Origin of the sequence: Halomonas sp. KM072 (assembly GCF_050710315.1) — a bacterium.
Classification (GTDB): domain Bacteria; phylum Pseudomonadota; class Gammaproteobacteria; order Pseudomonadales; family Halomonadaceae; genus Vreelandella; species Vreelandella hamiltonii.
The window spans coordinates 3,069,295-3,083,003 of sequence record NZ_CP136132.1; the positions used below are offsets into that span (position 1 = coordinate 3,069,295).

17 protein-coding genes are annotated in these 13,709 nt (G+C 61.7%); 4 read left to right on the forward strand and 13 right to left on the reverse strand.

Annotated elements, in window-relative coordinates; translation table 11 throughout:
• Window positions 1-166: 166 nt before the first annotated feature.
• From ureG to RVM26_RS14520, 8 genes are all read right to left on the reverse strand, one after another.
• On the reverse strand, window positions 167-799 hold the full coding sequence (gene ureG, locus RVM26_RS14485) for an urease accessory protein UreG (RefSeq protein ID WP_498939381.1): 633 nt from the start codon (window positions 797-799) through the stop codon (window positions 167-169).
• Window positions 800-822: 23 nt separating this feature from the next.
• The gene (locus RVM26_RS14490; protein WP_498939383.1) at window positions 823-1,536 is read right to left on the reverse strand and encodes an urease accessory protein UreF; all 714 of its coding nucleotides are present in this window, start codon (window positions 1,534-1,536) and stop codon (window positions 823-825) included.
• Window positions 1,526-2,077 carry an urease accessory protein UreE gene (gene ureE, locus RVM26_RS14495; RefSeq protein ID WP_498939385.1) on the reverse strand — a complete coding sequence of 184 codons (552 nt, stop codon included), beginning with the start codon at window positions 2,075-2,077 and terminating at the stop codon, window positions 1,526-1,528. Before ureE ends, RVM26_RS14490 begins: the two co-directional genes overlap by 11 nt.
• A gap of 148 nt (window positions 2,078-2,225) precedes the next feature.
• Entirely contained in the window at window positions 2,226-3,941 is a 1,716-nt protein-coding gene (gene ureC, locus RVM26_RS14500) for an urease subunit alpha (protein ID WP_498939387.1), read from the reverse strand.
• Between the two features lie 161 nt (window positions 3,942-4,102).
• Window positions 4,103-4,411: an urease subunit beta gene (locus tag RVM26_RS14505; protein WP_498939389.1), complete on the reverse strand. Its 309-nt coding sequence runs from the start codon at window positions 4,409-4,411 to the stop codon at window positions 4,103-4,105.
• A gap of 23 nt (window positions 4,412-4,434) precedes the next feature.
• Entirely contained in the window at window positions 4,435-4,737 is a 303-nt protein-coding gene (gene ureA / locus RVM26_RS14510) for an urease subunit gamma (protein ID WP_016915359.1), read from the reverse strand.
• Window positions 4,738-4,770: 33 nt separating this feature from the next.
• Window positions 4,771-5,655, reverse strand: a complete 885-nt coding sequence (locus RVM26_RS14515) for an urease accessory protein UreD (RefSeq protein WP_498939391.1) — start codon at window positions 5,653-5,655, stop codon at window positions 4,771-4,773.
• 36 nt (window positions 5,656-5,691) lie between these two features.
• Window positions 5,692-5,985: a hypothetical protein gene (locus RVM26_RS14520; protein WP_498939393.1), complete on the reverse strand. Its 294-nt coding sequence runs from the start codon at window positions 5,983-5,985 to the stop codon at window positions 5,692-5,694.
• A gap of 31 nt (window positions 5,986-6,016) precedes the next feature.
• Here RVM26_RS14520 and RVM26_RS14525 point away from each other — a divergent pair, with 31 nt between their 5' ends.
• Together RVM26_RS14525 and RVM26_RS14530 are read left to right on the forward strand one after the other, a co-directional pair.
• Window positions 6,017-6,454, forward strand: a complete 438-nt coding sequence (locus RVM26_RS14525) for a DUF2946 family protein (protein WP_498939395.1) — start codon at window positions 6,017-6,019, stop codon at window positions 6,452-6,454.
• Window positions 6,455-6,569: 115 nt separating this feature from the next.
• Window positions 6,570-7,934 (forward strand): PepSY-associated TM helix domain-containing protein, encoded by a 1,365-nt coding sequence (locus RVM26_RS14530; RefSeq protein WP_498939397.1) that lies wholly within the window; start codon window positions 6,570-6,572, stop codon window positions 7,932-7,934.
• Window positions 7,935-7,955: 21 nt separating this feature from the next.
• Here the strand turns inward: RVM26_RS14530 and RVM26_RS14535 are convergent, their stop codons facing one another.
• Together RVM26_RS14535 and RVM26_RS14540 are read right to left on the reverse strand one after the other, a co-directional pair.
• Complete coding sequence (locus tag RVM26_RS14535) at window positions 7,956-8,501, reverse strand: copper chaperone PCu(A)C (RefSeq protein WP_498939399.1); 546 nt, start codon at window positions 8,499-8,501, stop codon at window positions 7,956-7,958.
• An 18-nt stretch (window positions 8,502-8,519) separates the two neighbouring features.
• A complete protein-coding gene (locus tag RVM26_RS14540) occupies window positions 8,520-9,884 on the reverse strand; it encodes a diguanylate cyclase (RefSeq protein ID WP_498939400.1) in 1,365 nt (454 codons plus the stop codon).
• Between the two features lie 211 nt (window positions 9,885-10,095).
• On the opposite strand from RVM26_RS14540, the gene RVM26_RS14545 reads away from it, so the two are divergent.
• Together RVM26_RS14545 and RVM26_RS14550 are read left to right on the forward strand one after the other, a co-directional pair.
• A complete protein-coding gene (locus tag RVM26_RS14545) occupies window positions 10,096-10,545 on the forward strand; it encodes an Xre family toxin-antitoxin system antitoxin (protein WP_016915365.1) in 450 nt (149 codons plus the stop codon).
• Window positions 10,542-11,006 (forward strand): RES family NAD+ phosphorylase, encoded by a 465-nt coding sequence (locus RVM26_RS14550; RefSeq protein ID WP_498939402.1) that lies wholly within the window; start codon window positions 10,542-10,544, stop codon window positions 11,004-11,006. Before RVM26_RS14545 ends, RVM26_RS14550 begins: the two co-directional genes overlap by 4 nt.
• Window positions 11,007-11,022: 16 nt before the next feature.
• On the opposite strand, the gene urtE is transcribed toward RVM26_RS14550, so the two are convergent.
• From urtE to urtC, 3 genes are read right to left on the reverse strand one after another with little or no spacing between them, the layout of a single operon-like run.
• Window positions 11,023-11,730, reverse strand: a complete 708-nt coding sequence (gene urtE / locus RVM26_RS14555; protein WP_498939404.1) for an ABC transporter ATP-binding protein — start codon at window positions 11,728-11,730, stop codon at window positions 11,023-11,025.
• Window positions 11,730-12,566 (reverse strand): ABC transporter ATP-binding protein, encoded by an 837-nt coding sequence (gene urtD, locus RVM26_RS14560; RefSeq protein ID WP_498939406.1) that lies wholly within the window; start codon window positions 12,564-12,566, stop codon window positions 11,730-11,732. The genes urtE and urtD overlap by 1 nt, the downstream gene beginning before the upstream one ends.
• Window positions 12,563-13,705 carry an urea ABC transporter permease subunit UrtC gene (urtC, locus tag RVM26_RS14565; protein ID WP_498939407.1) on the reverse strand — a complete coding sequence of 381 codons (1,143 nt, stop codon included), beginning with the start codon at window positions 13,703-13,705 and terminating at the stop codon, window positions 12,563-12,565. Before urtC ends, urtD begins: the two co-directional genes overlap by 4 nt.
• Window positions 13,706-13,709: the final 4 nt, after the last annotated feature.

Consider the following 13,709-nt stretch of genomic DNA (forward strand, 5'->3'; position numbering starts at 1 on the left):
AATAATTAACGGCCGATTGGGGACTTCATAACCTAGGTTAAGGTTATCAGGGACTTATCAGTCCACTGTGTCCAAGTGGTGGCCAGGGACGGCCCGTTTTGGCACGACGCTGACCACACTCTTCCGCTGCCCTGACCGCTTACCGCCTGGTCAGGGCAGCTTTTTATCAGGCGCTTGCTGCCGCTGGGCGCCGCTCTTCCAGCATGCCTTTGTCGAGTATGAAGCGGATGATCTCTTCAAGCCCGACGCCATCGTAGAGGTTGGTGAACACGAACGGGCGCTCGCCGCGCATCTTTTTCGAGTCGCGCTCCATCACTTCCAATGAGGCGTGGACCTGCTCGGCAATATCGATTTTGTTGATAATCAGCAGGTCGGATTTGGTGATGCCCGGGCCACCCTTGCGTGGAATCTTGTCGCCTGCCGACACGTCGATCACGTAGAGCGTCAGATCGGAAAGCTCGGGGCTGAAGGTGGCGGAAAGGTTGTCGCCACCGGACTCTACCAGCACCAGCTCCAGGCTGGGGTGGCGGGCGTGCAGCTCGTCAATGGCTGCCAGGTTCATCGAGGCATCTTCCCGAATCGCCGTGTGCGGGCAGCCGCCGGTTTCTACGCCGAGAATACGGTCGGCGGGCAGCGCATCGTGGCGCAGCAGGAAATCGGCGTCTTCGCGGGTGTAGATATCGTTGGTGACAACGGCAATGTCATAGTGGTCTCGCAGCGCGGTGCAGAGCTGCTTGAGCAGGGCGGTTTTACCTGAACCGACCGGGCCACCCACGCCAACGCGTAAACAGTGAGTCATTGTCTTCTCCTGAATGATGCCAGTTAACTTCTAAATAAACGGGAGTATTGGGTTTCGTGTAGGGCGCTGGCCAGTGCCACGCCGGGCAGCACGGGGCCCAGCGCATCGTCGTCCAGGTGCTTCGCCCGATCGACGGCCACGACCAGTTCGCTGCGTAGCCGCTCGATGATACGTTGTGCCGCAGTATGCCCCAGCGGCAGTGCCTTGCAGGCCACGGCCAGCTGGTTTTCCAGCCAAGTCCAGGCAAACCCCAGCTGCGCTTGGTGAACGGGAATGCCCCGTTGATAAGCTGCCCAGCTGAACATCGTGACGTAACCCGCCTGCGGTGGCAAAAGCGGCGTCAGTGAGTCTTCACTTTTCAGCAGTTCATCGTTTGGTAACAGGCCCAGGCTGCCCAGCAGCCGTGTGAGCGATGCGCCCAGGCGGCTGTCTTCAGCAGCCAGTTCAGCGGTTTCACGGGTGGCGGCCAGCCAGTGGTCCCACTCGGCAACCGTGCCGCCTTGCTGGGCGGCAAAGGCGCCGTATAGCCGGTCGATGACGGGCAGTTCACAGCGGGTCAGGCCATCTTCCAGCACCCCGGACAGCCACTCGCTCAGGCTCTCTTCATCGCGGACCCAGCCCAGCTCGAAGGCGCTTTCCAGCCCTTGGGAAAAGGCGAAGGCGCCGATGGGCAGCGCCGGGCTGACGAGCTGCATCAGCCCTAGCAGGGCGAGGTCTGAGGGCTGTTCAGTGGACATGGTGGTGCTCATGCGCGTGGTCGTGGTCGTGGTCGTGGGAGTGAGCATGACCGTGGCTGTGTGAATGACCGTGCGAATGGCTGTGCGAATGCCCACCCCCCACCTGGTTATAGGCGCCCGGTTCGGGGTCGAAGGTGGCGTTGTGGTGCTCGAGCGTCGCGCCCAGCAGCTCGGCCAGCTCCTCGAGAACGTGGTCGGGAGGGAAGCGTACCCAGCCACCTTTAGCATCTTCACCCAGCGCGAGCTGCACATGGCGGTTGCCGAGGTGGTAGGCAAGCCGTGCCAGGGGTAAGCCAGTACTCACTCGCGCGGTCACCACGGGCTCGATAGCGGCACAAACGCGCACGATCTCGCCATTTTCGGCTTTCAGGCCTTCACCATCGCGCAATACCGGGCCGCGATCCAGAAACAGGCCCAGCGGCTGGCCGCTGTCGCTTTCGGCTTTCAAGCGGCCGCGAATGCGTAGCTCGAAGGGCAGTGTCAGTGTGTCGCTGGCAGCGCTTGCGTCTATCGGCCCTAAGCGCTCAATTAATTTCAGCATGCTCTCATCCTTTCTCGATCCATGAAGGCTGAGCCGGGGGTAGGCCGTAGAGAGGGTCTTTTGCCATGGATGGCAAAAGTAGCGTACAGGGAGGTATTTACAGCGCCCTCTCGTAGGCCTACCCCCGGCGCCCCGGGCAACAACTCAATCAAAACAAGTGATACCGCTGCGCCAGCGGAAGTTCAGTTGCGGGTTCGCAGGTGAGCAGTTCGCCGTCGCAGCGCACTTCGTAGGTTTGCGGGTCGACGGTGAGCTCTGGGCAGGCGTCGTTGAGCTTCATGTCCTTTTTGCGCACGCCGCGCACGTTCTTGCAGGCCGACAGCGTACTTTGCAGGCCCAGCCGCTCCTTGATGCCCGCATCGATGGCGGCCTGGCTGACGAAGTTGAGCCTTACCTGACTGGCGGCGCGGCCAAAGGTGCCGAACATGGGGCGGTAGTGCACCGGCTGCGGTGTAGGAATCGAGGCGTTGGGGTCGCCCATGGGTGCAGCCGCAATCATGCCGCCTTTCAAAATCAGCGATGGCTTCACGCCGAAGAACGCGGGCTTCCACAGCACCAAATCCGCCAGCTTGCCGACCTCAATCGAACCGACCTCGTGGGCAATACCGTGGGTAATCGCAGGGTTGATGGTGTACTTGGCAATGTAACGCTTGGCGCGCAGGTTATCGGCCCCCATCGCCTCGTCTTCCGGCAGCAGGCCGCGCTGCACCTTCATTTTGTGCGCCGTTTGCCAAGTGCGGCAGACCACTTCACCCACCCGGCCCATGGCCTGGGAGTCGGAAGCGATCATCGAGATCACGCCCAGGTCGTGCAGGATATCCTCGGCGGCGATGGTTTCGCGACGAATACGTGAATCGGCAAAGGCCACGTCTTCGGGAATATTGGGGTCCAGGTGGTGGCACACCATGAGCATATCCAAGTGCTCGTCGATGGTGTTCACCGTGTAGGGACGTGTGGGGTTGGTGGAGGACGGAAGCACATACTCCTTGGAGCAGGCGGTGAGAATGTCCGGGGCGTGACCGCCGCCTGCGCCTTCGGTGTGGTAGGTGTGGATGCCGCGCTCTTTGAAGGCCGCCAGGGTGTCTTCCACGAAGCCGGACTCGTTGAGCGTGTCGGTGTGGATGGCGATCTGCACGTCGTACTTTTCCGCCACGCTCAGGCAGTTATCGATAGAGGCCGGGGTAGTCCCCCAGTCTTCGTGGAGTTTGAGGCCCATGGCACCGGCTTCCAACTGCGCTTCGAGCCCTTCCGGCAGGCTGGCGTTGCCCTTGCCGAGCAGGCCGATGTTCATGGGCAGATCGTCCACCGCCTGGAGCATCTTGCCAATGTGCCACTCACCGGGGGTGCAGGTGGTGGCGTTGGAGCCGGTGGCAGGGCCGGTGCCGCCGCCGAGCATGGTGGTGACGCCGCTCATCAGCGCTTCTTCCACCTGCTGGGGGCAGATGAAGTGGATATGCGCGTCGATGCCGCCTGCAGTGAGAATTTTGCCTTCGCCCGCAATCACTTCGGTGCCGGGGCCAATGACGATCTCGACATCGGGCTGGGTGTCGGGGTTGCCAGCTTTGCCGATGGCGGCGATGCGGCCGTTTTGCAGCCCCACATCGGCTTTGACGATGCCCCACCAGTCCAGAATCAGCGCGTTAGTGATCACGGTGTCCATCACCGAGGCATCCTGGCGCTGGCTTTGGCCCATGCCATCGCGGATCACCTTGCCGCCGCCGAACTTCACTTCTTCACCGTAGTGGGTGGCGTCTTTTTCGACTTGGATCCAGAGTTCGGTGTCGCCTAGGCGCACGCGGTCGCCTACCGTGGGGCCGTACATATCGGCGTAGGCTTGCCGACTGATCTTGTTTACCGATTTCATATTTGCCTCTGCCTCAAGCGTTGAGTCCAGTGCTGGGCGGTCATCGGCTGTGTGACACGCTGTGAATACGTCCTTGTACGCTTGACTGCGCCATCCATGGCGCAGACAGTCACCCAGCCGATGCCCGCCCTACCGACGGTTGTTCTTTATTAATCCGTTGGCTAATCGAGCGGCCCCATCACATCGCCACGGAAGCCGTAGATTTCCCGCTTGCCGACGAACGGTATCAGCGTGACGTCGCGGGTTTGACCGGGCTCGAAGCGGATGGCGGTGCCGGCGGCGACGTCCAGGCGGTAGCCACGGGTTTTATCGCGGTCGAACACCAGCGCCGGATTGGCTTCAGCAAAGTGGTAGTGGGAGCCAAGCTGAATGGGCCGGTCGCCGGTGTTGGCCACCTCCACGCTGATACGCTCGCGACCCGCGCACAGCTCGATATCACCCTCTTGTAACTGATACTGTCCTGGAATCATGGCGCTCTCCTAACGGCAGATGATTAGTTGATCGGCGTGTGGACGGTGACCAGCTTGGTGCCGTCGGGGAAGGTGGCTTCCACCTGTACTTCATCGACCATCTCCGCCACGCCTTCCATCACGTCGTCTCGGGTGAGGATTTCGCGGCCGTAACTCATCAGGTCGGCGACGCTGCGGCCGTCTCGTGCGCCTTCCATGATTTCAAAACTAATCAGCGCCACCGCCTCGGGGTAGTTGAGTTTCAGGCCACGCGCCTTGCGCCGCTCGGCGAGCTGGGCGGCGGTGAACAGCATCAGCTTGTCTTTATCTCTTGGGGTCAGTTCCATGGAGTGTCTCCAGCATCATCGAGGTGTTGCCAATCAGGTTAGCCAAATACGCGGGGTATGCGCATCGCGTTCGATCCAACGGGGCCGCAGTAGGTGCCAGGCCTGCTCACACAGCGCCCAGGCCTCATTTCGGGATGCACCTAAATAGCGCAATAGCAGTACGCCATGGCGAACGGTCACCGCCCAGCGGGAGTTGCTCGGCAGCGCTTCACGCAGTGCTTCAATAGCCGCAGCGGCATCGTCGATGCCCACCGCCCAGAGCGTGGCCTGCACCGTTGCGCCGCCTTGGCCCCAGCGGCCCACAAAGCGTGGGTGCCCGGGGTCGAGCGGCTGGCGTTCAAGCCATAGCGGTTTGCCATCCAGGGTCAAGCGAAAGTGCTGCTCGATGCGCCCGGAGACATAGGGCAACTCGCTTGCTGGGCGGCCGAGGGCCATTACCTCCCAGCCTAAGCAGCGGGCACTGCCCTGTAGAGCTATATGGGTGCGCTGAGTGCCCTTTGAGCCATCGAACGCGATGGTTTCCTGGGGCAGCCACTCCAAGGCGCCGCCCTCTTCGACCGTCAGCTCGGTGTGCTGGGTCCAGGCGACCCCTTGGCTGTCGGCTTTGTAGAGCTTGTTGGCAGCGGGGGTGGTGAGCAGCGCGTGCGCGCCGCGCTCGACATGGGCACGAATGGTCAGCGCATCGCCGCTCACCAGCCCCCCGGGCGGGTGTAGTACGTAAACGTGGCACGCCTCATGGCTGCCCTCTGGATAGAACGGGCGCTGCACCCGTAACGGTCCTTGGTGGCGCGCCTGCGCTAGCCGGGTAACACCATCGCGATGGGCAAAGCGTAGCGCCAGCGAGGCGGCCCAGCGGCGCTCGGCATCGAAACGGTGGCCTGAATCGGCGGCGGGTGGGGCAAGTTCGCTCAGCATCATGGGGCGCTATCGCTTCCTTGTGGATACATCATTGCCTTACGAATGCAAAGAGTGCGCCAAAATGGTGAAGGCGCCGCCATAGCCCTTGCCATAGCCCCTGTCATAGCCCTTGTCTCGGCATAGGCTCTTTGCTGGCAGCCCCTCCCACCAGGGAAACCAGTCGCCTTTTGCACCAAAAAAGCACATAAAAAAGCGCAGCGCTTTAAGTACGCACCAAAAAAAGGCATGCCAAGGCTTGCGCGACACCGTGACGCAATGAGCTAACCGTATTGTGTTCAGCGCGAACCCTGTAAACTGTGCGGGCGTGGCTTGCGGGTACAGCACTCTCACGGCCAGCTTCGTGTCATGCCAAGCTCGTGGCATGACATCATTTGCCCTGACAACGTTCATCAGTGTGGTAGGGATGCATCCATTTCGGTCTGCCGACTCTCTCTGGTATCGCGCAGCGCTTTATCTGGCGTTCGTCGCGATCTACCTGCTGTTTGCCGGGCCGCTGCTCTCCCAACTGCAGGCATCTCACGCGTCAGGTCATGCCCACCATGACGAGCATGCCTTGTGTCTCAGCCACTCCGACCCTACCCCCTCCTCTTCCCACGCACTGGAGCACTGGCACCACCAGTGTGATTACTGCGGTGTCTGGCAGCAGTCACCCTCGGCACCCAACCACCTTCCCGCCATTGGCAGCTGGGCGTTTATCGACGCATCGCCATTGCCAAATACGTTCTACCAGCGGACGGTGGTGTGGCTCGATTACCCCCACGCGTGCCCTCGTGCTCCCCCCTTGCTGCAGGCCAGTTAATTCCATGACTGCGCGGGGCAGGCACGCTTAGTTCCTTGCCCACTTGTTACCCAGTGGTGGCGCCTCCTCAGGGGGGGCGCTGCTCACCGCTATGCAGCGGCTCTGGAGCACTCACATGTCGACTATTTCCGCATCTCCCCCGGCGCGCAAAGCCGCGCTGGATCTGTATCGCGCCGTCTGGCGATGGCACTTCTATGCCGGGCTGCTGGTACTGCCCTTTCTGATCACCCTCTCCCTGACAGGCGCCCTGTACCTGTTTCGTGACGAGCTGGATGCCGTGATTCACGCCGACCTCAAACGCGTAGCAGTACAGGAGGCCACCCAGCCCCCTGCCGCGCAGGTCAGTGCAGCACTGCAGGACTACCCAGGCACGGCGGTGAAATACACGTCCCCCGCCACGCCCGACAGCTCGGCAGAGATCACCGTCAACACGCTGTCTGGCGAACGCCTGGCGGTCTATGTGAACCCTTATACCGCCGAGGTACTGGGCTCGCTGGACGACCGGGGCACGGTGATGTGGACCGTGCGCTACTTGCATAGCTTCAAGTTCTTCGGACAAACCCCGCGCAAGCTGATCGAGATAGCGGCGGGCTGGTCGATCCTGCTGGTCGCTACCGGGATTTACCTCTGGTGGCCACGCCAGGGCAGCGGCGGCGTAGTGAGCGTGCGCGGCAAACCCAAAAGCCGGGTGTTCTGGCGTGATCTGCATGCGGTGCTGGGGATCTTTATCGGTGGGTTTATCGTGTTTCTGGCCATTACCGGCATGCCGTGGTCGGGCGTCTGGGGTGGGCAGGTCAACCAGTGGGCCAATGGCAACAACTTCGGCTACCCCTCGGGGGTGCGCGTGGAAGTGCCCATGTCCAATGCTTACCTGAGCGATCAAGGCACCACCAGCTGGTCGCTGGAGCAGGCCCAGGTGCCGGAGTCCACCCCACCGGCGGCGCCCACGCCCCGCCTTGGGCTGAACAGCATCGTGGCCATTCTGGATGAGCTGGGGCTACAGCAGGGCTATGTCGTCAACCTGCCCACGACGGCAGCAGGGGTCTACACCGGCTCCATCTATCCGGATGACCTGGCCCAACAGCGGGTAATCCATCTCGACCAGTACAGCGGCGAGCCGCTGATCGACATGAGCTACGCCGATTACGGCCCCTTGGGCCGCTGGCTGGAGTTCGGCATCAACGTCCACCTGGGTCAGGAGTTTGGCCTGGCCAATCAGCTGTTCCTGCTGGCCGTCTGCCTGGCCATCATCGTGATGAGCGTGGCGGCAGGTGTGATGTGGTGGAAACGCCGTCCCTCGGGCGCCATGGGCGTACCGCCCCTGCCTGCCGACACGCGGGTGTTCCGCGGGCTCATCGCCCTGCTGGTCATCGGCGGGCTGCTGTTTCCGCTGGTTGGCGCGTCGCTGTTGGTGATGCTGGTCATCGACTGGTGCATCGTGCGGCCGTTGCAGGCCCGGCGTCTCGCTGGCGCTGGCTAGCGAGACGCCCGTTTCCAGCACCTAGTGGGTGTGGGAATGCGAGTGTGTGTGGCCATCCCCGTGGTGGCCACCTTCCGGCGATTCACCTGCCGGGAACACCTCGAGCGTGATGTCCACTGGCTCGGCATGGAGGAACTCCAGTGTCACAGGAATCGCCTGCCCTTCGACGATGGGTGACGCGAGTTCCATGAACATCAGGTGCAGACCACCCGGCGCCAGGGTGACGGTTTCACCGGCCGGAATTTCAATGCCACCAGGCAGGTGTGCCATGCGCATGACATCGCCATCCATCTCCATGGTGTGTATTTCCACCCGCTCGGTCAGCGGGCTGGAAGCACTTACCAGAGTATCGTCGGCATTGCCCTGATTGGTGATCGTCACGAAACCTCCCCCAGCCCCCGCCCCTGGCGGCGTTGCCCGACTCCATGGCTGGCTGACCACCATATCCGGTGCATGCCCAGGAGCCACTTCGTGGTGTTCACCACCGTGGTGCGCCGCAAGCAGAGGGGCTTGCAGCATGATCATGGCACTCGCCAACGCGGTACCCAAGGTCAAACGGCGTATCATTGGATGAACTCCCTGTTTTCAATTGACGCATACCACACGGTTTCGTCCACTGCGTTTTGCCTGATAGAGCGCCTGGTCGGCGCGCTGCATGGAATACTGGTAATCCGGATGGCCGTCGTGCAACGTGAGCCCTACGCTCACGGTAACGCTCAGCAGTGTATCCGCCGTCGCCAGCATCGGCTCTTTGGCCACGGCCTGGCGTAGCCGCTCGGCGAACAGGCGGCTTCCATCCGGGTCCGTATCCACCAGAACAATCAAGAACTCTTCACCGCCCATCCGAAACACGTAATCGCCGCCTCGGGTAGAGCGATCCAGAATGCTGGCGACCTGTTGCAGCACGTTATCGCCCGCATCATGGCCATGGGTATCGTTGATCGACTTGAAGTGATCGATGTCCACCATGAGCAAGGCAAAACACTTCTCCGAGCGCCGAGCCAGCTCGATTTCACGGTTCAGCACCACCGACAGAAACTTACGGTTCAGCAAGCGAGTGAGGCTATCGCGGCCCGCTTCGAGCCCCGAGGCACGATCCAGAATATCGTCCAGCAGCATCAGGATCGTGCGCGCCGCATCCCGAATATGGCTCAGCGCGGCCAGGCGCAGTGCGCTGTCGGCATCCGTCAACTGCGCCATCCATTGGTCGTCTACCAGATGGATATGTCGCGAAATGACGGCAATCTCCGGCGCGCCTTCGAAAGCATGGCACGCCTTGTGCAAATACCACAGGCCAAATTCGGAGCTGGCCAGGCGGGGCAAGGCGCTGGTCTCCTGCTGCGCCGCCACGGCAAACATCAGCGCATTTTCCCAGTTGAGCAGCGCCGCCCGCTGCCGTTCACGCTCATCGCCGATACTCTGGGTGAGCGAAAAAAGCTTGTAGGCTTCTTCGGTGCGCGCATGGCGATTATTGGCCACCGAATAGGCATGGCTCATGATCTCCATGGCCATGTCGATATGGTCAGAGACGTACACGGCCGCCTCGCCCGCCGACAGCGGCGCCTGGATCGAGCGGTTGATCTGTTCGTAAAACACCTGCTTCAGCTGCCGGGCACCGCTCAGCACCAGGTTTACCGGGATGTCGATGCGCGCATGTATCTGGCCTATTTTCTCCTGGTGCTCTACCAGCGCCTCGAGATCCGCGTGCTCGACGGCAAACATGACACTGAGCCAACGCTGCATGGAAGGATGCAAGCGTTTTTCGACCTGCTCGTTGGAGAGAAACAGCGAGGCATGGGGGTCATCCAGCATGACCCGGTAAAAGTGCTCGGCAAACGGCGCCTGGTGGGCATGGGCCAGCTGCTCGACGGCTTGGCGCAGCGCCACCGGCGTACGCTCCAACAGCGTCAGCCACTCGGCAGCCAGCTGATGTTTATCCTTGTAGCGCATACCCCACCCGATGAACTTTGCGGAAAACGACCATGTTACACATAAACAAGGCGAGTCAATACGCACCCAAAGCAGGGTTTTGGGCCTTTTGGTGCGGTTTGTGGCGCTAACTTCATCGTGCACTCACCCAGAGTCAAGCGCTGCCTTGACGCGGAGACCAACCTCGAATATACCATTTGATATAGAGACAACATATCAACAGGAACTCCCGATGACCGCTACCTTCTCCCAATATCAACCCACCAAAGCCGTGGCCTCCGGCTATTGGCAGCAAATTGGCCTGCCTGCGCGAGGGCGTAAACTGCATGAGCTGCTGCATGAGGGGGTGGAGTACCGGGTCTACCCAAGGCTTGCCAAGGTATCTGGTATCGAGCAGAAGGCGCTGGCGCGCTATGTGGATATCCCTTCCGCCACACTGAGCCGCCGCGCCAAGTCAGGCCGCTTCAAGATGGCGGAAAGCGACCGGCTGTATCGCTTTGCCGAGCTTTTCAAAGCGGCGCTGGACCTGTTCGAGGGTGACGCGGAGGGTGCCCGCGCCTGGCTGCTCAAACCCAATGCCGGGCTAGGCGGACGTCGCCCCGTCGAAATGAGCGCCACCTCGGCGGAGTACCAGACGGTGCTGAACCTGATCGGGCGGTTGGAGCACGGGGTTTCGGTATGAGCGAGGTCACCGCTTACCGGTTGGTGAAGCGCAAGTTTCAAGAGAGCGCGTTTGATGGCGAGGGCGCACGGCTTTACGGCGGGCGCTGGAACAGCCCAGGCAATGCCTGTGTGTACGTAGCCAGCTCAGAGTCGTTGGCGCTGCTGGAAATCATGGTGCATCTGGAAAGCTATCGGCTGCTCAATGCCTATGCGCTGCTGCGACTGACGCTGCCCAATCAGAGCATTTTGAGCGTTGGAACGGAAGATTTACCCGAAAACTGGCGGGAAGCGCCAGCACCTGCGGAAACCGCCGACCTGGGCGATGGCTGGCTAGCCTCCGGCCAGAGCCTGGCGCTGGCCCTGCCCAGCGTGGTGGTGCCGAGAGAGCTGAATTACATGCTCAACCCGGCCCACCCCTTGTTCGAGCACGCCGTTGCCAGCGCCGAGGAACTGCCGTTTCAACCCGATCCACGGCTGTAAACCGGGTGTGGATAACTCAAACCGTCAAATGCTGTTTGATCAGCTCGTTGGAGAGTTCGCTGATATCGCCTTTGGCCACCGGGCGGCCGCGGTCCATGATCACGAAGCGGTCGGCGTATTTGCGGGCGAAGGGTAGCTTCTGCTCGACCAGCAGCACCGTCAGGCCGTCCTCTTTGATCAGTTGGCGAATCACCTGACCAATCTGGGCGACGATATTGGGCTGAATGCCCTCGCCGGGCTCGTCCAGAATCAGCAGTTTCGGTTCGATGACCAGCGCGCGGCCAATGGCGAGCTGCTGCTGTTGCCCACCAGACAAATCGCCGCCACGGCGGTGTTTCATCTCCTTGAGCACCGGAAACAGCTCGTAAATGCGCTCGGGAATTTTCTTCAGCCCGTCGCCTCGGGCGGCCAGCCCAGTGCGCAGGTTCTCCTCCACCGTCAGCAGCGGGAAAATCTGCCGCCCCTGGGGCACGAAACCGATGCCCAGGCGCGAACGCGCCTCCACGGCTTTTTTGGTGAGTTCGATCTCGCCATCATTGCCCTGGTAGCGCAGCTGGCCGCTCTTCACCGCCACTTCCCCCATGATGGCTTTCATCAGGGTGGTTTTACCCACCCCGTTGCGGCCCATCACGCAGGTGCACTGCCCGGCGGGCACGTCCAGGTCCAGATCCCACAGGGTGTGGCTTTCGCCGTAGAACTGGTTCAACTTGTCGACGGTCAGCATCAGGCCATCTCCTCCTCGTCCGCGCCCAGGTACACTTCGACCACTTTCGGGTCATTGGAGACCTGATCCATGCTGCCTTCGGCCAGCACGCTGCCCTGGTGCAGCACGGTCACCTTGCGCGCAATCGAGCGTACAAAGCCCATGTCGTGCTCCACCACCACCACCGACTGTTTGCCAGCCAGCCCCGTAAGCAGCTCGGCAGTGCGCTCCATCTCCTGCTCGGTCATCCCGGCCACCGGCTCGTCCACCAGCAGCAGGCGCGGGCGCTGCATCAGCAGCATGCCGATCTCCAGCCACTGCTTCTGGCCGTGGGAGAGAATCCCGGCGGGCTGGAAGCGCAGCGCGGTCAGGCCGATGGTGTCCAGCACGTCGTCGATGCGGTCGCTGATCTCGCTGGTCATGCAGGCGGTCAGCGTGGGAAAGATGCGCTTGTCGGCGGCCATGGCCAGCTCCAGATTGTCGAACACGCTGAGCGCTTCGAACACCGTGGGCTTCTGGAACTTGCGGCCAATGCCGAGGCTGGCGATTTCCGGCTCGTTCATTTGCAGCAGGTTATGGCGGCTGCCGAACCAGACGCTGCCCTGGTTGGGGCGGGTCTTGCCGGTGATGATGTCCATCATGGTGGTTTTACCGGCCCCGTTGGGGCCAATGATGCAGCGCAACTCGCCGTCGTCGATGGTCAGGTTGAGGTTATTGATGGCCTTGAAGCCATCGAAGCTCACCGTCACGTCTTCCATGTACAGAATCGGGCCGTGGCGAACGTCCACCGGCGAGGCTTCCCCCGCCATGAAGTCGAACACTCGGTCGCGTGCTTTCAGCGATTGTATCAGGCTCATGCTGCAGCCTCCGTAGGCGGTTGTTCGGCTTTGCGACGGTGCTTCACGTGACTCAAAAGGCCCGCGACGCCCTTGGGCAGGAAGACCGTGACCAGTACGAACAGCGCGCCCAGGGCAAATAGCCAGGCATCCGGCATGACCCCGGTAAATACCGTTTTGGCGTAGTTGACCAGAATCGCCCCAATGACGGCACCGTACAGCGTGGCTCGCCCACCCAGTGCGACCCAGAGCACGATCTCGATGGAGAACAGCGGCGAGAATTCGCTGGGGTTGATGATGCCTACCTGAGGCACATAAAGCGCCCCCGCCAGGCCCGCCAGCATGGCCGAGACCACGAACACGAAGAGCTGGAAGCGTTCGACCCGGTAGCCGATGAAACGCGTACGCGCTTCGGCATCGCGGGTGGCCACACATACCCGGCCCAGCTTACTGGTGACGATTGCCCGGCAGAGGATATAGCCCAGCGCCAGCGATACGCCGGTGGCGATAAACAGTCCCAAGCGCGTGGCATCGCTACGCAGGTTAAAGCCCAGCAGCTCGCGGAAGTCGGTCAGGCCGTTATTGCCGCCAAAACCCATCTCGTTGCGGAAGAAGGCTAGCATCAAGGCAAACGTGAGCGCCTGGGTAATAATCGAGAGATACACCCCGGTTACCCGCGAGCGGAAGGCCAAAAAGCCGAACACCAGCGCCAGCAGCCCCGGTGCCAGTAGCACCATGGCAAAGGCGAACCAGGCCATATCGAAGCCGTGCCAGTACCAAGGCAGGCTGTCCCAGTTCAGAAACACCATAAAGTCCGGCAGTACCGGGTGGCCATAGGTGCCACGGTCGCCAATCTGGCGCATCAGGTACATGCCCATGGCGTAGCCACCAATGGCGAAGAACGCCCCGTGGCCCAGGCTCAGAATGCCCAGATAGCCCCACACCAGGTCCACCGCCACGGCCAGCAGCGCATAGCTCAGGTACTTGCCGAACAGGTTCACGGTGTAGGCGTTGACATGCAGCGGATGCCCTTGCGGCACTGCCACGTGCAGCACGGTGACCAGCACCAGGGCGGCCAGCAGCACGCCGAGAAAGAGCTGGGTGGCCCGTTCGCCGAACGGGCGGAGCAGCCAGAACCGTTGAGAAGATGATGTCATCATGATG